This window comes from Pseudarthrobacter lactosi (assembly GCF_055412785.1).
The window spans coordinates 97,395-116,760 of record NZ_JBVAYS010000002.1 but is presented as its reverse complement, the minus strand read 5'-3'; the positions used below and the strand labels follow the sequence as shown (position 1 = coordinate 116,760).

Genomic DNA, 19,366 nt, shown 5'->3' with positions numbered 1-19,366 from the left:
CATACGCTTTTAGGCAACAAGTGTTGTCTCTGAGGCAATATTTGAGGACCTCTTCCTCCCAACTCAACAAGAGCAGCGGAAAACCGGCTCCCCCAGCAGCGCCGCCGGGATACCAGCCAAGCTGCAGATCAGCTCCAAGGAGCCCCAAATGGACGCTAACTTCGTCAACATCGCCATCGTGGTGGTGTACCTCATCGCCATGCTGGCCTTCGGCTGGTGGGGCAAATCCCGCACCAAGAACAACAGCGACTTCCTCGTGGCCGGCCGCCGCCTCGGCCCGCTGCTCTACACCGGCACCATGGCCGCCGTCGTCCTGGGCGGCGCCTCCACTGTCGGCGGCGTCGGCCTGGGCTACAAGTTCGGCATTTCCGGCATGTGGCTCGTGGTGGCCATCGGCGCCGGTGTGCTCCTCCTGAGCCTGCTCTTCGCCGGCACCATCCAGCGGCTGAAGATCTACACGGTCTCCCAGATGCTCAGCCTTCGCTACGGCCAGCGCGCCACCCAGACCTCCGGCATCGTGATGCTGGCCTACACCCTGATGCTCTGCGCCACGTCTACGGGCGCCTACGCCACCATCTTTGTGGTCCTGTTCGACTGGGAGCGCTGGCTCGCCATCGCCGTCGGCGGCGCCATCGTCCTGGTCTACTCCACCATCGGCGGCATGTGGTCCATCACCCTGGCCGACCAGGTGCAGTTCATCATCAAGACCGTGGGCATCTTCGCCCTGATGCTGCCGTTCACCCTCAACGCAGCGGGCGGCTTCGACGGAATCCGTGCCCGCGTTGACGCCAGTTTCTTCCAGCTCGATGGCATCGGGATTCAGACCATCATCACGTACTTCGTGGTCTACACCCTGGGCCTGCTGATCGGCCAGGACATCTGGCAGCGCGTCTTCACCGCCAAGACCCCCACCGTGGCCCGCTGGGGCGGCGCCACCGCAGGCGTCTACTGCATCCTGTACGGCGTCGCCGGCGCCCTGATCGGCCTGGCCGCCCGCGTGGCCCTGCCCGAGATCGACGTCGCCAACCTCGGTAAGGACGTTGTCTACGCCGAGGTCGCCACCCAGATCCTGCCGATCGGAATCGGCGGCCTGGTCATGGCCGCCGCAGTCGCAGCGATGATGTCCACCGCCTCCGGCGCCCTGATCGCAGCCGCCACGGTGGCCCGTGCCGACGTGGTTCCGTTCGTGGCCAGCTGGTTCGGCAAGACGATCAACACCGACGACACCGAAAACCCCGAGCACGACGTCAGGGCCAACCGTTACTGGGTCCTGGGCCTGGGCATCGTTGCCGTGCTGATCTCCATGGCGGCGCAGGACGTCGTAGTGGCACTCACCATCGCCTACGACATCCTGGTGGGCGGCCTGCTGGTGGCCATCCTCGGCGGCCTGGTCTGGAAGCGCGGCACCGGCATCGCAGCGGCCTGGTCAATGGCCGTCGGCTCGGTGCTGACCCTGGCCCTGCTGATCGCGTACTCCACGGGAATCATTCCCAGCGAAGACGGCGTGTACGCCAACGATCCCATTTACTGGGGCCTGGGCGCGTCACTGGTTTCCTACATCGTGATCTCGCTGCTCACGCCTCCCACGGACCCTGCGGTCCGCGAGGCCTGGGACAAGCGGGTCGCCGGAGCGGTCACCGAAGAACTTCCCATGGAGGCCCACCCGGTCGCCAGCCACGGGACCCGCTAGGGATCTCAACAGGCTCGATCACCGGAGATAGCGGCTGAATCACCGGAGAAAAAGCTCAACCAACGCAGAGTACGACGGCGGCACTCCCCTTCGCTTCCCCGGCGAACCGGAGTGCCGCCGTCGTTCGTTTCATTCCGTTCCGCGGAATTCGTCCTCATCGAGGGGAACCACGCGCTCCTCGGCGTCAACTGCCACCGGGGGCGTGGAAGCCACGACCTCATCGGCATCCAGGAATTCGTCCTCAGCGTCCCAGTCGCCTTCCCTGACCGGTACGTCCTCTGCGTAGTCATAAGCCGGATCTGATTCAACAGAGTCCAGGTGCGGCATGTCCGGGTGCTGTCCGGTGGTGCTCATGATTCGACCTCCGTTTGTTCGCCTGACGTGCTTTCAGCGTGGGCGCGGGCGGACGCCACTCCTTCATCACAGCACCGCCGGTAGGCCCGGTCAAGAGCCCCAGCAACCAGGCCCGGCCCACCCGGCGGACCTCCCTACTTTAAGGGAAACCTAAACTCCGCAGTGAGGTCAGCCAGCCGAAAATCCGCGTCATTCCGCGGTAAGCTGGGCGGTGCAATGGGGCCGAACCTTCCCCATCCAGCACAGGAGCCTTGCGTGTCTCAGCACCACAATCCCCATCAAGCCGCGCCCGCGGAAGCCAACCCGTCGGCGCCGCAGCCCACGCCGGCCGACCTCCGCAAGTGGCGCCAGTACCTGGCGGACGAACGGGCCGAGGCCGCCGTCTACCGCGATCTCGCCCAGAACCGCGACGGCGAAGAGCGCGCCATCCTGCTTGCCCTTGCCGAAGCCGAAGGGCGGCACGAGGCCCACTGGCTGCAGCTCCTCGGCGACCACGCCCAAAAGTCCCGGCCGGCATCGCTCCGCAGCCAGTTCCTGGGTTTCCTGGCCCGCCACTTCGGCTCCGTTTTTGTCCTGGCCCTCGCCCAGCGCGCCGAAGGCCGCTCCCCCTACGCCCTGGATCCCAACGCCACGGACGCCATGGCAGCGGATGAACAGATCCATGAGGAAGTGGTCCGCGGCCTGGCAACGCGTGGCCGCAACCGGCTCGCCGGGACCTTCCGCGCCGCCGTTTTTGGGGCCAACGATGGCCTGGTCAGCAACCTCTCACTGGTGGTGGGCATGGCCGCATCCGGTGTGGCGAACGGCGTGGTGCTGCTCAGCGGTGTGGCAGGGCTCCTCGCCGGCGCCATGTCCATGGCCGCGGGCGAGTTCGTCTCCGTCCGGTCCCAGCGCGAGCTCCTGGCCGCCACCCGTCCCACCCAGATCACCCTCGCCGCCGCGCCGAAACTGGACATCGAACACAACGAACTGATGCTCGTCTACCTGGCGCGCGGTATGTCCCACGAAGCAGCCGAGCATCGCGTGGCCGAGCGCATGGGCCTGCTGAGCTGCGACTGCGATCCCAGCCTGTCGCTGCAGCCCGAATTGCCGGAGCCGGAGGACCAGCACGAGGCCGTAGGCACCGCGTGGGGGGCGGCCATGTCCAGCTTCTGCTTTTTCGCGTCCGGCGCTGTGGTCCCCATTCTGCCGTTCCTGTTCGGCCTGACCGGAGTGGCCGCCCTGGTGGTTGCCGCAGTGCTGGTGGGGCTGGCGCTGCTGGCCACCGGCGGAATCGTGGGCCTGCTGTCCGGGACGTCACCCCTGACACGCGGGCTGCGTCAACTGGGCATCGGCCTGGGCGCCGCCGCTGTCACCTACGTGCTGGGGCTGGCCTTCGGCACTGTGGTGGGCTAGCAGAAACACCGCGCCGTGCCACTCGCATGGCGCGCCCGGCTGTTGCCTATTTGCCGATGGCGGCCTTACTTTCACTGATCCACTGCTCCGCCGCCTTCTCCGGCGTAAGCCGCTTAAACAGCACATCGGTGTTGACGCGGGCCGTGATCTCGGAGACCGCGGTTGAACCGGTGGGACCGATGAAGGTGGGTGCGAACTCCATTTTGCCGATCTGGTCGACATAGGCGGCTTCAACTTTGCCCTGCGGCGTCAGCTGGTCCTGGATGGCGGTCCGCATGCCTGCGTTGCTGGGGACGCCGCGGTCGCTCTGGATGATCTTGGCCGCGGCCTCGTTATTGACGAGGAAGTTCACCAGCTTTGCGGCGGCCTCGGTGTGCTTGCTGCGCGCGGAAATGGTGAAGAACTGCGAGGACTGGAGCCAGATGCCCGGAGTGGGTGCTTCCCCGGGGAGCTTGAACAGCTTCAGTTCCGCTCCCGAGGCCTTGCTGAGAGCGGACAGTGAGTTGCTCCAGGTAAGCATCATGCCGGCCTGGCCCATGCCCATGAGCGTCTGCTCAGTGCTGACGCTGAGCTTCTCCACGGTCTCGGAAGCACTCGGCGCGGCCCCCGACTCGCTCAGCTTCAGGGAGAAGTCGAAGTAGTCCTCCACCGATTCCTTGCCCAGACCGAGCTGGCCGTCCTTGGTATACAGGGACTCGCCGCGCTGGCGCGCGAAGGCATCCAGGGAATCATGCGTGAGGACTGTTGCCGTTCCGTAGGTGCCTTTGGGACTCTTTGCGGTTACCTCACCCGCAATATTGGCAAAGTCGTCCCAGGTCCACTTGCTGTCGTCGGGCAGTGCAATGCCGGCCGCCTGGAAGACGGCGGGGTTCACGACTATCGCAAGGGCATTGGCACCGGTTGACACGCCGTACTGCTTGCCCTGGACCTGTCCGTTTTCCACGGCTCCTTGGTCCAGTTTGGACAAGTCCAGCGGGCCGTCCACCTTGGACAGGTCCAGCAGTGCGCCGCGGTTGGCGTATTCGGCCGGGTAGGCGCCGCCCATGGTGATGACATCGGGGGCGTCGTTGGCGGCCATCTGGGTGGCCAGCTTGTCGAAGTAGCCACCAATATCGCCGTACTCAGGCCTGACCTTGATATTGGGGTTGGCGGCCTCGAATTCCTTGATGGCCTTGTTGGTCGACTCGGCGCGGCCAGCGTTACCCCACCAGGAGAATCGGATCTCAACGGGGCCATCCTGTGGCTGGTTGGCGGACGGGCCGGAACAAGCTACGGTCACACCCAGCAAGCCCACCGCCGAGAGTACTGCGATTGTTTTACGGAGGCTGCGGATAGCGTTACGCGTCATTGGGTAGGCTTCTTCCATCCGAGAAAGCGGTTTCCTGAAACGTATCAAAGGGCGGTTGGAGCGTCAAGGGTTCTCCGCTGGCCAGCCACTTGGGACCTGTCGACGGAAACAAGTCCACGACGGCGCCATGATGGCCCGACGCCTCGGCCCCAATGCGCGCAGCGCGGTGGGCTTCCCAAGACGACGGAGATCGGCACGTGAAATGGCCAGGGGTTGACACCACCCGGCGACGGTACAAGGATTGAATCGTTTCGGAAAACGGTTTCCTAGGGCCGCATCCTTCGGCGCCGTGACATTCCCGTACGGCCGCAACCGAGACTCCTCAGACCGGATTATCCCCAGCTCAAGGCAGACAGCATCAGGAGGGCGTGCATCGTGCACAGCCAAAGCACCACCCGTCGTTCGGCACTCCCTGCCCCTGGCACCGACATCAAAGCCAGCACCATCAGCGCCAGCACCATCAACAGGGAAGCACTGGTCCGGCGGCACAATGTCCGGCAACAGAACCTTGGTCCCAGAAGCCCTGTATCCGTGGGCAACGGCGAGTTCGCCTTCACTATGGACCTCACCGGGCTCCAAACGATGCCTGAGGCCTACCCTGTTGGCGCGGGCGATGACCTGCCGCCGGGAACACTCCTCGGCACACAGGCCCAATGGGGCTGGCACGCCGTACCGCCAGACCACCCATACGGGCTCGCTGGTTCCACGGTGCTCTACGACTCACCCCGCGGACCGGTTCCATACGTTGACATGGTGGGCAACATCGTCAACGACCGCGAGACCGACACCTCCCGGGCCGAAACGTGGCTGCGGGCAAACCCGCACCGCCTCGATTTGGGACGCATCGGCTTCCGCCTAATGGAGGACGGAGCCGAACGGGCAATTTCCGAAGCCGATGTGTCCGGCACAGAGCAAACTCTCGATCTCTGGACAGGCGCGGTGACCAGCCGCTTCACGCTGGCGGGCCACCCGGTGACAGTCACCACCGTGTGCCACCCCGGCCAGGACGAAATCGGCCTTCGCGTGGAGTCGCCCGCACTGGGGACGGGCCTGGTGATTGGCATCGGCTTTCCGTATGGCTCAGAGGCCTGGCACGACGCCGCCGACTGGCACAACCCTGACGCCCACACCACCTCGCTTGGGGAGCAGGCGCCTTCCAAACTGCCTGCCCGATCCACCAGCTGGACCGTCCGCCGCGAGCTGGACCGCTCCCGCTATCAGGTGGTGATCACGGGGCAGAACCTGACTGTTAAGCAGACCGAACAGCACCGCCTCCGGATAGCTCCCGAAACCACCGCGGGACAGGACACCCCCGCTGTTCTCGATTTGTCCATTGCCTTCATCTCCGCCGGAGACGGCGACTGTATCCCTCGGGGTGACAACAGGCTGACACGGGCGGAAACCACGCCGAACCGGGGCTCAGACGCCAGCACCGCCGTCGGGCTTTCCGCGGCCTGCGACGCTGCAGGCAGCAGAGTTGCCGCCGTCTCTGAGGCCTGGTGGCAGGAGTTCTGGTCCTCGGGCGGGGCGATCGAACTCGACGCGACCGACGATCCCCGTGCGAAGGAGCTGGAGCGCCGGATCGTCCTGTCGCAGTATTTGACGGCCATCAACTGCTCCGGATCGTTACCCCCGCAGGAAACGGGACTTGTGTGCAATTCGTGGCGTGGCCGCTTCCATCTTGAAATGCACTGGTGGCACGCTGCACATTTTGCCCACTGGAACCGCGTGGAGCTCCTGCTGCCGTCGTTGCGGTGGTACGCCACAGCGCTGGAAACCTCGCGCCAAACAGCCAAGGCGCAGGGCTTCGACGGCGTGCGCTGGCCAAAGCAAGTGGGCCCGGATGGCAGGGAGAGCCCCAGCCCCATCGGGACGTTCCTGATCTGGCAGCAGCCGCACCCCATCCACCTGGCCGAGCTGGTGTACCGGGCCAACCCGGGCCGGGACGTGCTGGAGGAGTTCGCCGGAATCGTGTTCGAGTCCGCCGAATTCATGGCCAGCTTTGCGCATCCCACCGCACGCGGATTCGAGCTGGGGCCGCCCCTGATTCCTGCGCAGGAAAGCTACGGTTCCGTCCGGAGCACGGTCACAAATCCTACGTTCGAGTTGGCGTACTGGCAGTGGGGTCTCCGGATCGCGGCCACCTGGCGTGAACGGCTGGGATTGGAACCCGTCGGGGCATGGTCGGAGGTGGCCGATGGGCTGGTCCGGCCGCGCGTGATTGACGGCGTCTACGCCGCGATCGACGTCGAACCTTTCACTATCCGCACTGACCACCCCTCGATGCTGTGTGCGCTCGGCGTCCTGCCGCAGACAGGCCTGATCGACAAGGACATCATGCGGGCAACGCTTACGGACGTCCTGGCTGATTGGGATTGGGACAGCACGTGGGGCTGGGACTATCCGGTGATGGCCATGACTGCCGCGCGCCTCGAAGACCCTGAGGCCGCCGTCGACGCACTGCTGCTGGACGCGGGAAAGAATACCGTGCTGCCCAACGGACACAATCGCCAGACGGACTCCTTGCCGGTCTACCTGCCCGGCAACGGCGGACTGCTGGCGGCCGCCGCGCTGATGGCCGCCGGATGGGACAACGGACCGGACCGGCACGCCCCGGGGTTCCCGTCCAACTGGACCGTGGCTTGGGAGGGATTGGTGACTAGCCCCTAGCTGAGCCGCCCAGCACTGCGAGCGCCTCGTCCACACTGTCCACCAGGAAAATCCGGTCCTCCATGGCCCGTCCAGCGGCAAGCCGTTTGAGCAGGGGCCACGCGGGATGCTCCTGCTCCCAGTGATGCCGTCCCACCAGCACCATCGGCGTCACGGCTTCGCGGGCGCTGTAGTAGTTCTCGCAGGCATCCTGGAAAATTTCCTGTACGGTCCCGGCCGCTCCCGGCAGGAAGATGATGCCGCCCTCGCACAGTTCCAGCAGGATCGCTTCCCGGACGGCGTTGGCGAAGTACTTGGCGATGTGGGTGGCAAAGTAGTTGGGCGGCTCATGCCCGTAGAACCAGGTGGGGATGCCCAGCGACGGCGTTCCGCCCGGATAACGTTCGACGACGGCGGCCGCCTCGCGTGCCCACGCGGACACCGAGGGGCGGAAGCCGGGGACGGATCCAAGTCCGGCGAGCGCGGTCGTGAACTCCGCGTGCGGAACGTGGCTGAGATAAGCACCGAGATTGGCCGCTTCCATGGCACCCGGGCCGCCGCCGGTAGCCACCATCCGCCCGCTCTGCGCCAGGAGCCTGCCCAGCTCGGCTGCCTGGGCGAACTCCGGGGTGCCCCGCTGGGCTGCATGGCCGCCCATCACGCCCACGGTGGTGCGGCCGGCGTGGAGGTCCGAGTGCATGAACTCGTCCAGGGCGTCCCCGATGGCGTGGTCATGCAGCGCCGAGGCCAGGGTGGCGTCCAGCCGGTTGCGCTGACCCGGGCTGATGCTCCATTGGTACACCAGGGCGTCAGGCAGCTCCTCATAGGGTGAGGTTTCCAGGCCGGCGTACAGTTCCTGCGGCGTGTAAAGCCGGGCCCGGTAGGGATCGAACGGCACACCCTGCAGCTTGGGGAAAATCAGTGCGCCACGGCGGCGAAGCCCCTCTTCAATGCCCTGGTCGAAGGTACACCCGAGGAAAATGGCACCTTCCACGTCCAGGGTTTCCAGCGCCAAGTTACGGCCGCGCAGATCCAGGGACTGGGCGTGCCAGCCATGCATGGCCACCGCGCCGGCAGCGACCAGCCGGTCGAAGGCCTCCAGGCTCTCAACCTCTAGGGTCCGCGGGCTGGGGACCAGGCCACCGGAGGGGTTCACGCCGCGGACCTAACGGGCGGCACCGGCCGTGCCGGTGACGTGCTCTTCCAGCCGGACCAGCGTCTTTTCAATGCTGACCGGGTGGCGGCGCAGGTAACCTGCCAGCCGGAGGAAGAACTTGCCACGGACGGCAGTGGCGTCCCATTGTTCGGTGACGCACGTGCCGGGAGTACCGTCGGCGCCGGTGGCGGGTTCGAGGATGTAGCGCCAGACGTGGCCGTAGAAATGGCGCCAGGCGATGCGGCGGCCTTCCTCGAATTCGGAGACTGTGTTCAGGATCTTGTAGTCCACGGCCATGTTCATTTCCATGCCGAACCGGGCTCCGAGGCCCAGCCGTTCCGGGCCGCGCGGCTGGGCGCCTTTTACCGTGCCGGAACCGTCAATCGCACTGTGCAGTGCCGGCGTGGCCAGGACTTCAAAGATCATTTCGGGCGGAGCGGCGATGAAGCGTTCGCGGGAGACAAGGTATCGGCTATTCATCCCCCCAGCCTAGGACCACGGGCAGGAATGGAGGGCCACCCGCCCGTGGCAGCCTTGACCGCCGAAATTCGACTGATATTATCGACAAAGGCAGTATGTCCTATCAAGCGAACATACTAGGACATGGATTCCCTCCCGGACCTCGGGCGGGCACCAGCTTCCGGCAGGGAACGGGGAATATTTAGTGGCGAATCAACTGGGTCTCATCATCGACCGTTCCTCGCCGGTGCCCCTGTACCACCAGGTGGTCCAGGGCATCGAGAACGCCATCCACAGCGGAATCCTGGAACCCGGCAGCCGGCTGGAGAACGAAATCGATCTCGCGGCCCAGCTGAACCTGTCCCGGCCCACCATGCGCAAAGCCATGGATGAACTGGTCCGCTCGGGGCTGCTGGTCCGCAAGCGCGGCGTGGGCACGCAGGTGGTCTCCAGCCAGGTCCGCCGCCCCCTGGAACTCTCCAGCCTGTTTGATGACCTCTCCAACAACGGCAAGAAGCCCACCACCCAGGTGCTGACCTTCTCCCATATGGAGGCCGACGCGGCGACGCTCGCCACCCTCGAACTGCCCGCCGGCTCCAAGGTGTACCACTTCACCCGCCTGCGGAAAGTGGGCGGCAAGCCCCTGGCCCTGATGGAGAACTGGGTCCGGGACGACATCGCCACCATGGACGAAGCCATGCTTGCCTCCGAGGGCCTCTACGCCATTCTCCGCCGCGGCGGAGTCAACTTCCGCCTCGCCTCGCAACGCATCGGCGCGATGATCGCCAACGACTACCAGGCCCGCCTGCTGGATGCCGAGGTAAGTTCCGCACTGGTCACCATGGAGCGCACCGCAACGGACGACGCCGGCCGCCGGGTGGAAACCGGACACCACGTGTACCGGGCGGATTCGTACAGCTTTGAAATGACACTCGTACAGCGATAGCGCAAGGAATATCAATGACTAACTGGGTCTACCCCCTGGGCAGCGCCGCCGACGGCGCCTGGGACGTCTCGCTCGGAACCTCCGACTCATCCTTGGCTGTGGACGGCTGGGCCCATACGGGCCTGAAGGTGGCCACCCTGACTGCAGGGGCCGCCGTCGTTCTCCCTGCAGCGGACGAGGAGCGCATAGTGGTTCCGCTCAACGGCTCCTTCACAGTCTCCGTGGACGGTGAAGAGTATGTCCTGAACGGGCGACCGTCCGTGTTCCACGGCCCCAGCGACGTGCTCTATTCGGGAACGGCCCGTGCCGTCACCGTCAGCTCGTCCGACGGCGGCAGGTTTGCCGTTGCCACGGCTCCGGCCAAAACCTCCTATCCCACGCGCCTGGTCACGGCAGCGGAGACACCCGTGGAACTGCGCGGGGCCGGCAACTGCTCCCGCCAGGTCCATAACTTCGGCACGCCTGCGGCCCTCGAGGCTGACCGGTTCATCGTGTGTGAAGTCCTCACCCCCGCCGGAAACTGGTCCTCCTACCCTCCGCACAAGCACGATGAGGAAAAGGACGGCGAAACGAACCTCGAGGAGATCTATTACTTCGAGACGCAGGTGGCCGCAGGTTCCGGGGCGCCCGACCCTGCCCATGCAGATGCAATCGGATACCAGCGCGTCTACGCCTCGGATGAGCGTCCCATCGACGTGGCAGCCGAGGTCCGCACCGGCGACGTTGTGCTGGTCCCCTATGGCTGGCACGGCCCCGCCATGGCGGCCCCGGGCTACGACCTGTACTACCTGAACGTGATGGCCGGCCCCGGCCCGGTCCGCGAATGGCTGATCAGCGACGACCCGCACCACGGCTGGGTCCGCCAAAGCTGGGACGGGCAGGACGTCGATCCCCGGCTGCCGTTCGGCGCTTAGAGGTCAAGCGTTAGAGATCAAAAAATGCCCCTCCGGAACGGATTCCGGAGGGGCATTTTCATGGCACCGGGTCTGGTCAACGGGCCACGCTGATGGCAACCTTGACCGGGACGCCCGTGGCCAGTGATTCCTGGGCGGCGTCAGCCACGCGGGAAGCGGCCACCGCGTCCTCCGGGGTGCAGGGATTCTCCCGCCGGCCCAGGATCAGCTCCACAAACGCGGCCATTTCGGATCGGTACGCCTGGTCAAAGCGCTCGGCGAAGGTCCGGTGGGGTTCCCCGGCGGGGAAATCGATCCCGGCTTCGGCCGACGCCATGGCCGTTTGCTCATCGAGCCCAACCATCAGCGAACGGCTGGAGCCCTGGATTTCCAGGCGGACGTCGTGGCCGGCGCCGTTGTAGCGGGTGGCTGACACGGTACCGACTGTGCCGTCGTCGAACGTGACCAGCGCAAGCGCCGTGTCCACGTCGCCCACTTCGCCGATGGCCGGGTCGCCGTTGTTTGAGCCCTTTGCGTAGACCTCCACGATCTCGCGGCCGGTCAGCCAGCGGAGGATGTCGAAGTCGTGGACGGAGCAGTCGCGGAACAGTCCGCCGGAGCCGGCGAGGAACTCCACGGGCGGCGGCGCCATATCGCAGGTGACCGCGCGCAGGGAGTGGATCCAGCCCAGCTCGCCCGCCTGGTAGGCACGCTTGGCTTCGAGGTAGCCGTGGTCAAAGCGGCGCTGGTGGCCGATCTGCACCACGCCGTTGTTGTCGCGAATGTAGTCCAGCACCGGCAGGGCGTCAGCCACATTCATGGCCACGGGCTTTTCGCAGAAGACCGGGATTCCGGCGTCCACGCCGGCCTTGATCAGTTCGGGGTGGGTTCCGGTCCCCGTGGCGATGACCAGTCCGTCCACGCCGGAGGCCAGCAGGGCTTCCACCGTAGGCAGGAAGCCGGCACCGAGGCCCGCAGCGATCCCCCTGGCGTGGTCCTCGGCAACGTCGGTGAGCAGGAGCCTGACGTTGATGCCCTCCGGGTTGAGAACTCCGTTGAGTGCGGCGATGTTCCGGGCGTGCATCACGCCGATGCGCCCCACTCCGACCAGACCGAGAATGACGTCCTTCATAGTGTTCCTTCCGTTGAAAAAGTTGTAGTGCCCTGCACCGTGAACGCCGCCCGGAAGGCCGCAAGGGCTTCCTCGTCGTCACCGCTGGCCCAGGCTTCCATACCCACCGTCCCGTCGTAGCCTGCGTCCGCGAGCGCCCTGGCCACGGCCCGGTAGTTGATCTCCCCGGTTCCGGGTTCGCAGCGGCCCGGGACGTCGGCAACCTGGACTTCGCCGATGTGCGGCAGGGCGGTCCGCACAAGCTCGATGAGGTTCCCCTCGCCCAGCTGTGCGTGGTACAGGTCCAGCATGAGCTTCACATTGGGGTGCCCGGCTGCTTCCACGAGCGCCAGGGTGTCCTTGGCCCGGGCGAGCGGGATGCCGGGGTGGTCCAGGATCGTGTTGAGGTTCTCCAGGCAGAACGTCACGCCGTGCTTCTCCCCCAGGTTGCCGAGCCGTTCCAGGGTCCGCGCCCCGGTGCTCCACATGCGGCCGGTGGACCGGTAGAGGGGGCGGGCCGCCTGGCCATCGATGAGTTCCGCGGAGTGCACCACCATGCGGCTGACGCCGAGCTCCAGGGCCGTGGGAATCAGTGACTCTGCCGTCCGCACCACGTCGTCGGCCGTGTCGGGGTCCACCAGGCTTCCGGAGGTGTACCCGGTCATGGAGGAGAACACCGCGCCGGTGGCCTTGAGCGCCGGGATGTCCTTGCCCCTGGAGTCCCACATCTCGACGTCGAATCCGGCGGCGTGGATCCGCTGGACCCGTTCGACAAACGGCAGGTCCGTGAAGACCATTTCTGCGCAGACGGCCAGGCGCATCAGACGCCGGCCCGGGCGTCGTCACGGGGCGCCGGCACCGGGGCAGTAGCCACAGCCACCGGACCGCCCTGTTTGACCGATTCGATGCACGCCAGCGCCATGGCCAGCGCGCGGCGGGCGTCTGAGGCGCCGGGGGTGAGGGTGAAGGCGCCCGACGGCGGCGGGGTGCCGTCCCGCTGCGCGCGAACCGTGGCGGCGAAATCGGCGAGTTCGTCCGTGTAGGCCTGCCGGAAGAGTTCCACGTTGAGGCGAGGGGTGTCCGCGGACAGTCCCTCCGCCGTGTAACGGCGGGCCGCCGTCTCGGTGGCCCGGCCGGCCTGGACCATGCCCTTGGAACCGAAGACCTCGCCGCGGATGTCGTAGCCATAGAGGGCACTGAAGTTTGCTTCCGCCACGGCGACGGCGCCGTTGCTGTAGCGGATGGTCACCACCGCGGTGTCCAGGAAGCCCTGCTCGCGCAGCTCCGGTTCCACGAGGGCGTCGGCCACGGCATAGACCTCCACCGGCTCCGCGCCTTCGTTGAACCAGTTCAGGGTGTCGAAATCGTGAATCAGGGTTTCCAGGAAGACCGTCCACGCGGGGACCCTGGCCGCGTTCGGGATGCTGCCGTTGCCCGGATCGCGGGTCAGCGAGCGCAGGAGCTGCGGCTGCCCGGCGATGCCGGCCGCGAGGTCCTTCTTGGCCGCTTGGAAGTCCTCCGCGTAGCGCCGGTTGAAACCGATCTGGAAATGCACCCCGGCTTTTTCAACGGCGGCCAGTGCGGCGTCGAGTTCGTCCAGGCCCTGGCCCGCAGGCTTCTCGCAGAAGACGTGCTTGCCCGCGGCGGCAGCCTGGCTGATCAGTGACGAGTGGAAGCGGGCCGGGCTCGCGATGACCACGGCGTCGATCTCCGGATCGGCCAGGATGTCTGCGGCGTCGGCCGTGACCTTTGTGGTGCCCAGCGATTGGGCCAGGGCCTGCGCGGATTCCACGTTGGGGTCGGCGATGGCCGCCAGGACAGCGCCCGGGACGCGGCGGGCGATGCTTTCGGCATGGAACGCCCCCATCCAGCCGGAGCCGATAAGCCCGACCTTCACGGGTGCGGCGAGTCCTGCGGAGTGCTGTTCGATGTAGGCCATTGGCCCGTCCTTTCGATGGTCAAAACAAGAAATGAATCAGAGGCGGGCGGTTGCCTCGCCGGGGAAAGCAGTTTCGCCCGGGAACACCACTCCCAGCTGGCGGCGGATCTCGTCGGCCACGGCCAAGGTGTGGATGGACGCTGCCAGGGTCCGCTGGCCGGCCTGCGTCTGCCCGGCGGCCACGCCACGGGCCACGGCCGCAGCCTCGTAGTGCAGTCCCTCGAAGTGGCCGCCGGCCGGTTCCTCATGGCGCAGCCGGGTGCCGTCCGGGAAACGGACCTCGAAGCCACCGGGCATGTTGAAGGGCCCGTCGATGGTCAGCGTGGCCTTGGAACCGACGATCGTGGCCGAAGTGGGCGTGAAGTTGTGCAGGTGGGTGTTCACCACGGCCTGCGCGCCGCCGGCGAACTGCATGATGGCGGAGAGCTGGGCGTTGACCCCGGATTCGTGGGGCTGGCCGATGGCGTGCAGCTCTTCCGGCAGGCCCAGGACCTCGGTTACCAGGGCCAACGGGTACGTGCCGAGGTCCAGCAGCGGGCCGCCGGCCAGTGCCGGATCGAAGATCCTGTGGCCGCGTTCGAAGTGTTCACCGTATTCGGCAAAAACCGTGGTGATGGTGCCCAGGGTCCCGGCGTCGAGGATCTGCCGGATCACGTCGAACTTGGGCAGGAAGAAACTCCACATGGCCTCTGCGGCGAACACTCCGGCGGCATCGGCCCGTTTGGCGATGTCCCGGGCCTGCGCCGCATCGAGGCCGATCGGTTTCTCCACGAGTACGTGCTTGCCGGCGTCCAGGGCGAGCACTGCGGCCTGGTGGTGGAAGTTGTGTGGCGTGCAGACGTAGACGACGTCGATGTCCGGGGCGGCGGCCAGCTCCTCGTAGCTGCCGTAGGCCGCGGGCACGTCGAATGCGTCCGCGAATGCCTTGGACCGGCTGAGCGAACGGGACCCGACGGCGGCGATCACCTGGTCCGTGTGCGCCTGGACGGATTCGGTGAAGCGTTCGGCGATCCAGCCCGGTCCCATGATCCCCCAGCGCAGCACCGGGGCATCCCCGGATCCGGGCACGCGGGAGACCGGCAGGGCGGAAAAGCTCACGAGTAGCTCACTTTCGTGTAGGCGCCGTCGCTGTGCAAAGACTGGATCATGGCCTGGGCCACGAGCGAGGCGTTGAGGCCATCCTGCGCCCCGGCCAAGAGTGGCTGGTCCCCCAGGGCCAATGCAGAGATCCAGGACTGCAGCTGTAGCCGGTACGCGTCGGCGAAGCGCGGGCGCCAGTCGGCGGGTATCGCCGTCTGGCTGAGGCCCGCCTGCTGGGCGCCCAGCAGGGCGGAATCATTCAGGCCGGTGGTGCCACGTTCCGAGACAACCTCGCAGCGCGTGGTGTAGCCGTACTGGGCGTTCAGGAACAGCTCCAGCGTGGTCACCGTGCCGTCGGCGGTGCGGAGCATCATAAAGGCGGGGTCCCGCAGCCCGCCGTCGGCATGGCGTGAGCTCCGCCCGGCCTGCCATGACACCTCCATGATGGGCGAGTCCAGCAGCCACGGGATGATGTCCAGCTCATGGATGGCTGAATTGGTGATGGCCGATTCCGAGGTGGTTCCCGGGCCCGCAGCGGCGTTGCGGCTGGTGCAGTGGACCATCAGGGGCTCACCCTGGACCCGGTCCTGCACGGACTGGCGCAGGGCCACGTAGCCGGGGTCGAAGCGCCGCATAAAGCCCAGTGAGAGCAGGGATGCGCCGGTCGCGGCCACCATATCGGCGTCCGCCGCCACCACCTCGAGGCTTTCCAGGAGTGTGGGTGCCAGCGGCTTTTCGCACAACACCGGGGTCATCGCCTCGAAGCACTCCAGCACCAGCCCGGCGTGGGTGGAGTCGTGGGAGGCAACCACGACGGCGTCCACCTCCTTGGAGTTGATCAGCTCGGAGGGATCGGTGGTGATGCGGGCGGTTGGCGGTGCAGCGGCGGCGGCACGGCCGGCGTCGAGGTCTGCCACAAAGGTGACTTCGGCGCCGCCGATAGTGGTGGAGAGGTTCCTGATGTGGTCGGCGCCCATGATTCCGGCGCCGATGACGCCTACCCGGATCGGCATGTTGGTCCTGTCCTGTCCATCGTGATTCTGCACGTCGTTTGATGGCTGCCCCATGGCAAGGCCGGGGCCCGCCGGCAGTCGCCGGAGGGCCCCTTCGGGCCGCCGCGGCTAGGCGTGTCTTGGGGCGCCTGCCTGGACGGCGTCAGCGACGTCGGCCACTTCGGCTTTGACTTCCTTGAGGGCTTCGCTGTGGCCGCCGAGCTGTTCGAGCTCGTGGGCGAGTTCGGCGAGTTCGGCGCCACCGGCCATCTGGGCAGTGAGCTCGTCGAGGCTGATGTCCTTCTTGTCGTAGTAGCCGATCGACTTGCCGCGCTTGAGCAGCAGGAACCGGTCCCCGACCGGGAAGGCGTGGTGCGGGTTGTGGGTGATGAAGATGACCCCGAGGCCGCGGTCCCGGGCCTGCAGGATGTACCGGAGCACCACGCCGGACTGCTTGACGCCCAGTGCCGCCGTCGGCTCATCCAGGATCAGCACCTTGGCGCCGAAGTACACGGCCCGGGCGATCGCCACACACTGGCGCTCGCCGCCGGAGAGCTGGCCGATGGGCTGCTCCACATCGCGCAGGTCGATGCCCATCTCGGCGAGTTCCTTGAGCGTGATGGCTTTCATCTTCTCGACGTCCAGGCTCTTGAACGGGCCAAAGCCGCTGGTCAGCTCCGAGCCGAGGAAGAAGTTCCGCCAAATCGGCATCAGCGGCACTACGGCGAGGTCCTGGTAAACCGTGGCGATGCCGGCGTCGAGCGCGTCACGGGGGGACGTGAACTTCCGTTCCTCGCCCATGATGTTCAGGACCCCGGCGTCGTGCTGGTGCAGGCCGGCGATGATCTTGATCAGGGTGGACTTACCGGCACCGTTGTCGCCCAGCACGCAGGTGACGCGGCCGTTGTCCACGGCCATGGTGACATCGCTCAGCGCAATGATGTTGCCGTAATGCTTGCCTACTCCCTCGAGGGAGAGCAGGTGGACGGGGGTGTGGGTGAGGGGATCTTTTTCGTTCTGCAGCAGCGTTTGCTGGTCGATTTCCTTGGCATTCATTTTCTCCGGCCCCTTACTTAAGTTCCGCGCGGCGTTTGACGATGAGGTTGACGATGGTGGCCAGCAGCAGCATCAGGCCCAGGAAGAACTTGAACCAGTCCGGGTTCCACTGCGCGTAGACGATGCCCTTGTTGGCCATGCCGAAGATGAACGCGCCGATCGCGCCGCCGATCGCGGAACCGTAGCCACCGGTCAGGAGGCAGCCGCCGATGACCGCGGCGATGATGTAGAGGAACTCGTTGCCCACACCCTCACCGGACTGCACGGTGTCGAAGGCGAACAGGTTGTGCATGCCCAGGATCCAGCCGCAGAAACCAACCCCCATGAACAGACCGATCTTGGTTGCCTTGACAGGGACACCCACGGCGCGGGCTGCGTTCTCGTCCCCGCCGACGGCGAAGATCCAGTTGCCCACCCGGGTCCGCATGAGCACCCAGGTGGCCACGGCGACGAGGGCGATCCAGATGAAGACGGTTATTTTGACATCGATGCCCCCGATGGTGACGGAGGAGGCAAACACTGCGCGGGCGGAGTCGAAGCCGTCCATTTCGGAAATCGAGGGAGAGGACACGCCGCCGCCGATCATCCGGGTCAGGCCCAGGTTCAGGCCGGTCAGCATCAGGAAGGTGGCAAGGGTGACGATGAAGCTGGGCAGCTTGGTCTTCATCAGAATCCAGCCATTGATGTAACCGATAGCCAGGGATACGAGCAAGGCCAGGGCAACACCCACCCAGACGTTGGTGCTGAAGTACCAGCTGAACATGGACGCCGTCAGCGCCGAACTGATCACGGCGACACCGGTGGAGAGGTCGAACTCACCGCCGATCATGAGCAGCGAGACCCCGACGGCCATGATTCCAATGGTGGAACTGCCGTACAGCACGGTCGCGAAGGACGCCGGCTGAAGAAACGTCTGGGACACCACCGAGAAGAAGATGAAAAGCACGATTGCGCCCACCAGGGCGCCGACCTCGGGGCGGCCGAGTAGTTTCTGGAGCGGATTACGTTTACCGATACGTTCGTCGGTCACAGGGAGGGGGGACTTGGATAGGGTCTGGGTCATGGGGTTTCTCCTGCTAGGGCGGGTTCCGGAGCCACTGAGGCCCCGGAACCCGGCTCAGAGCATCCTTAGCGGATGCCTTCCTTGGCGAATTTGAGGACGTCAGGAGCTGCTGCCTGATCAATGATCGACGGACCGGTCAGCACCGGAAGTCCGCCACCCACGTGGTAGCCGCCACGCTTGACCTGCCACAGCGCATCGATGGCGCCGTATCCCTGAAGCCACGGCTGCTGGTCAACCGTGAAGGCTACCTTGCCGTCGATGATGGCCTGGGCAAGGTCACCATTCATGTCGAAGGAGGCAACCTTTACTTTGCTCTGCAGCCCCAGGGCTTCCACTGCTTTGTTGATGGTCAACGTGAATGGCGCGCCGAGGCCGATGATGGCGTCTGCATCCGGGGTGGCCTGGAGCTTTGCGGTCACGGTGGAGGAAACCTGGGTCATATCGGTTCCCTGGACAAACAGGTTCTCGGTACCTGGGATCTTCGACTTGACGCCGGCGCAGCGGGAATCCAGTGCGACGTTGCCCTGTTCCATAATCACGCAGATCGGGTGCTTGGCTCCGAGCGAAGAGAGCTTCGTTCCGACGGCGGCGCCAGCCAGGTTTTCATCAGAACCGAAGTGAGTGAACGCACCTACTTGTCTCCAGACATCCGCACCGGAGTTAAGGCTGACGACAGGGATACCGGCGTCAGTGGCTTTCTTCAGGACGTCCTTGAGCGCGTCCGGCTTGGCCAGAGTGACTGCGATGCCTCCCACCTTCTGGTCAATCGCCTGCTGGATAAGCTGAGCCTGGCGGCCGCCTTCGGGATCTGAAGTGTAGAGCAGTTCCACGTTGTCCTTCGCTGCCGCTTCTTCGGCACCTTTGCGGAGAATGTCCCAGAACGTGTCGCCGGGAGCGGCGTGGGTGATCAATGCGATTTTGATACGCTCCGTCGTGGCCACCTGCCCGCCGCCGGCCGCGTTGCCGGAGTCTGCGGACTTGCCGCCGGTACTTGAACAGGCACTTAGCGCCAGCATCGGCACAACCGCCGCTATCAGGGCCGCCTTACGCCAAGAAAGTTTTACCACGATGAATCTCCTTTGATTTCAGCTCCGGGCTGCTACATTGCAGCCACCGGAATGCGCCTATATCGATGATGGTGACTTGCTCCACGTATGTCAATAGTTTGTCCTGACATTAGGATGTTTTAACGTGAACCAGCCGCCCGATCGAGCGTAATTCGAGGCGCTGACGGC

The 19,366-nt window shown here is 65.7% G+C and carries 17 protein-coding genes; 5 read left to right on the top strand and 12 right to left on the bottom strand.

What is annotated here, in order from left to right:
• Positions 1–148: 148 nt before the first annotated feature.
• Positions 149–1,690: a sodium:solute symporter family protein gene (locus tag ACZY0Q_RS10460; RefSeq protein ID WP_463916503.1), complete on the top strand. Its 1,542-nt coding sequence runs from the start codon at positions 149–151 to the stop codon at positions 1,688–1,690.
• Positions 1,691–1,819: 129 nt separating this feature from the next.
• Here ACZY0Q_RS10460 and ACZY0Q_RS10455 read toward each other — a convergent pair whose 3' ends face one another.
• Positions 1,820–2,044: a hypothetical protein gene (locus ACZY0Q_RS10455; RefSeq protein WP_463916501.1), complete on the bottom strand. Its 225-nt coding sequence runs from the start codon at positions 2,042–2,044 to the stop codon at positions 1,820–1,822.
• Between the two features lie 255 nt (positions 2,045–2,299).
• On the opposite strand from ACZY0Q_RS10455, the gene ACZY0Q_RS10450 reads away from it, so the two are divergent.
• A complete protein-coding gene (locus tag ACZY0Q_RS10450; protein WP_463916500.1) occupies positions 2,300–3,439 on the top strand; it encodes a VIT1/CCC1 transporter family protein in 1,140 nt (379 codons plus the stop codon).
• Positions 3,440–3,485: 46 nt separating this feature from the next.
• Here the strand turns inward: ACZY0Q_RS10450 and ACZY0Q_RS10445 are convergent, their stop codons facing one another.
• Positions 3,486–4,787, bottom strand: a complete 1,302-nt coding sequence (locus ACZY0Q_RS10445; protein WP_463916498.1) for an ABC transporter substrate-binding protein — start codon at positions 4,785–4,787, stop codon at positions 3,486–3,488.
• 375 nt (positions 4,788–5,162) lie between these two features.
• On the opposite strand from ACZY0Q_RS10445, the gene ACZY0Q_RS10440 reads away from it, so the two are divergent.
• Positions 5,163–7,457 carry a hypothetical protein gene (locus tag ACZY0Q_RS10440; protein ID WP_463916496.1) on the top strand — a complete coding sequence of 765 codons (2,295 nt, stop codon included), beginning with the start codon at positions 5,163–5,165 and terminating at the stop codon, positions 7,455–7,457.
• Here the strand turns inward: ACZY0Q_RS10440 and ACZY0Q_RS10435 are convergent.
• Both ACZY0Q_RS10435 and ACZY0Q_RS10430 read right to left on the bottom strand, forming a co-directional pair.
• The gene (locus ACZY0Q_RS10435; protein WP_463916494.1) at positions 7,447–8,592 is read right to left on the bottom strand and encodes an LOG family protein; all 1,146 of its coding nucleotides are present in this window, start codon (positions 8,590–8,592) and stop codon (positions 7,447–7,449) included. The genes ACZY0Q_RS10440 and ACZY0Q_RS10435 overlap by 11 nt on opposite strands.
• Before the next feature lie 9 nt (positions 8,593–8,601).
• The gene (locus ACZY0Q_RS10430) at positions 8,602–9,072 is read right to left on the bottom strand and encodes an SRPBCC family protein (RefSeq protein ID WP_463916492.1); all 471 of its coding nucleotides are present in this window, start codon (positions 9,070–9,072) and stop codon (positions 8,602–8,604) included.
• A gap of 184 nt (positions 9,073–9,256) precedes the next feature.
• Between ACZY0Q_RS10430 and ACZY0Q_RS10425 the strand changes: the two genes are divergently transcribed.
• Both ACZY0Q_RS10425 and iolB read left to right on the top strand, forming a co-directional pair.
• Positions 9,257–9,997, top strand: a complete 741-nt coding sequence (locus tag ACZY0Q_RS10425) for a GntR family transcriptional regulator (RefSeq protein WP_463916490.1) — start codon at positions 9,257–9,259, stop codon at positions 9,995–9,997.
• Positions 9,998–10,011: 14 nt separating this feature from the next.
• Entirely contained in the window at positions 10,012–10,911 is a 900-nt protein-coding gene (iolB, locus tag ACZY0Q_RS10420; RefSeq protein WP_463916489.1) for a 5-deoxy-glucuronate isomerase, read from the top strand.
• Between the two features lie 76 nt (positions 10,912–10,987).
• Here the strand turns inward: iolB and ACZY0Q_RS10415 are convergent, their stop codons facing one another.
• From ACZY0Q_RS10415 to ACZY0Q_RS10380, 8 genes are all read right to left on the bottom strand, one after another.
• Positions 10,988–12,022 (bottom strand): Gfo/Idh/MocA family protein, encoded by a 1,035-nt coding sequence (locus ACZY0Q_RS10415; RefSeq protein WP_463916486.1) that lies wholly within the window; start codon positions 12,020–12,022, stop codon positions 10,988–10,990.
• On the bottom strand, positions 12,019–12,822 hold the full coding sequence (locus tag ACZY0Q_RS10410; protein ID WP_463916484.1) for a TIM barrel protein: 804 nt from the start codon (positions 12,820–12,822) through the stop codon (positions 12,019–12,021). The genes ACZY0Q_RS10415 and ACZY0Q_RS10410 overlap by 4 nt, the downstream gene beginning before the upstream one ends.
• Positions 12,822–13,940, bottom strand: a complete 1,119-nt coding sequence (locus ACZY0Q_RS10405; RefSeq protein WP_463916481.1) for a Gfo/Idh/MocA family oxidoreductase — start codon at positions 13,938–13,940, stop codon at positions 12,822–12,824. The genes ACZY0Q_RS10410 and ACZY0Q_RS10405 overlap by 1 nt, the downstream gene beginning before the upstream one ends.
• A 36-nt stretch (positions 13,941–13,976) precedes the next feature.
• A complete protein-coding gene (locus tag ACZY0Q_RS10400; protein WP_463916479.1) occupies positions 13,977–15,038 on the bottom strand; it encodes a Gfo/Idh/MocA family protein in 1,062 nt (353 codons plus the stop codon).
• On the bottom strand, positions 15,035–16,033 hold the full coding sequence (locus tag ACZY0Q_RS10395) for a Gfo/Idh/MocA family oxidoreductase (protein ID WP_463916477.1): 999 nt from the start codon (positions 16,031–16,033) through the stop codon (positions 15,035–15,037). Before ACZY0Q_RS10395 ends, ACZY0Q_RS10400 begins: the two co-directional genes overlap by 4 nt.
• 108 nt (positions 16,034–16,141) lie before the next feature.
• The gene (locus tag ACZY0Q_RS10390) at positions 16,142–17,068 is read right to left on the bottom strand and encodes an ATP-binding cassette domain-containing protein (RefSeq protein ID WP_463916475.1); all 927 of its coding nucleotides are present in this window, start codon (positions 17,066–17,068) and stop codon (positions 16,142–16,144) included.
• A 13-nt stretch (positions 17,069–17,081) separates the two neighbouring features.
• Positions 17,082–18,131 (bottom strand): ABC transporter permease, encoded by a 1,050-nt coding sequence (locus ACZY0Q_RS10385; RefSeq protein WP_463916473.1) that lies wholly within the window; start codon positions 18,129–18,131, stop codon positions 17,082–17,084.
• Positions 18,132–18,196: 65 nt separating this feature from the next.
• The gene (locus ACZY0Q_RS10380; RefSeq protein ID WP_463916471.1) at positions 18,197–19,198 is read right to left on the bottom strand and encodes a substrate-binding domain-containing protein; all 1,002 of its coding nucleotides are present in this window, start codon (positions 19,196–19,198) and stop codon (positions 18,197–18,199) included.
• Positions 19,199–19,366 lie beyond the last annotated feature (168 nt).

Bases quoted from the DNA above. Each gene is read 5' to 3' on its own strand.
- ACZY0Q_RS10460 (WP_463916503.1), top strand. From the start codon at position 149: ATGGACGCTAACTTCGTCAACATCGCCATCGTGGTGGTGTACCTCATC.
- ACZY0Q_RS10455 (WP_463916501.1), bottom strand. From the start codon at position 2,044: ATGAGCACCACCGGACAGCACCCGGACATGCCGCACCTGGACTCTGTT.
- ACZY0Q_RS10445 (WP_463916498.1), bottom strand. From the start codon at position 4,787: ATGACGCGTAACGCTATCCGCAGCCTCCGTAAAACAATCGCAGTACTC.
- ACZY0Q_RS10430 (WP_463916492.1), bottom strand. From the start codon at position 9,072: ATGAATAGCCGATACCTTGTCTCCCGCGAACGCTTCATCGCCGCTCCG.
- iolB (WP_463916489.1), top strand. From the start codon at position 10,012: ATGACTAACTGGGTCTACCCCCTGGGCAGCGCCGCCGACGGCGCCTGG.
- ACZY0Q_RS10415 (WP_463916486.1), bottom strand. From the start codon at position 12,022: ATGAAGGACGTCATTCTCGGTCTGGTCGGAGTGGGGCGCATCGGCGTG.
- ACZY0Q_RS10410 (WP_463916484.1), bottom strand. From the start codon at position 12,822: ATGCGCCTGGCCGTCTGCGCAGAAATGGTCTTCACGGACCTGCCGTTT.
- ACZY0Q_RS10405 (WP_463916481.1), bottom strand. From the start codon at position 13,940: ATGGCCTACATCGAACAGCACTCCGCAGGACTCGCCGCACCCGTGAAG.
- ACZY0Q_RS10395 (WP_463916477.1), bottom strand. From the start codon at position 16,033: ATGCCGATCCGGGTAGGCGTCATCGGCGCCGGAATCATGGGCGCCGAC.
- ACZY0Q_RS10390 (WP_463916475.1), bottom strand. From the start codon at position 17,068: ATGAATGCCAAGGAAATCGACCAGCAAACGCTGCTGCAGAACGAAAAA.
- ACZY0Q_RS10385 (WP_463916473.1), bottom strand. From the start codon at position 18,131: ATGACCCAGACCCTATCCAAGTCCCCCCTCCCTGTGACCGACGAACGT.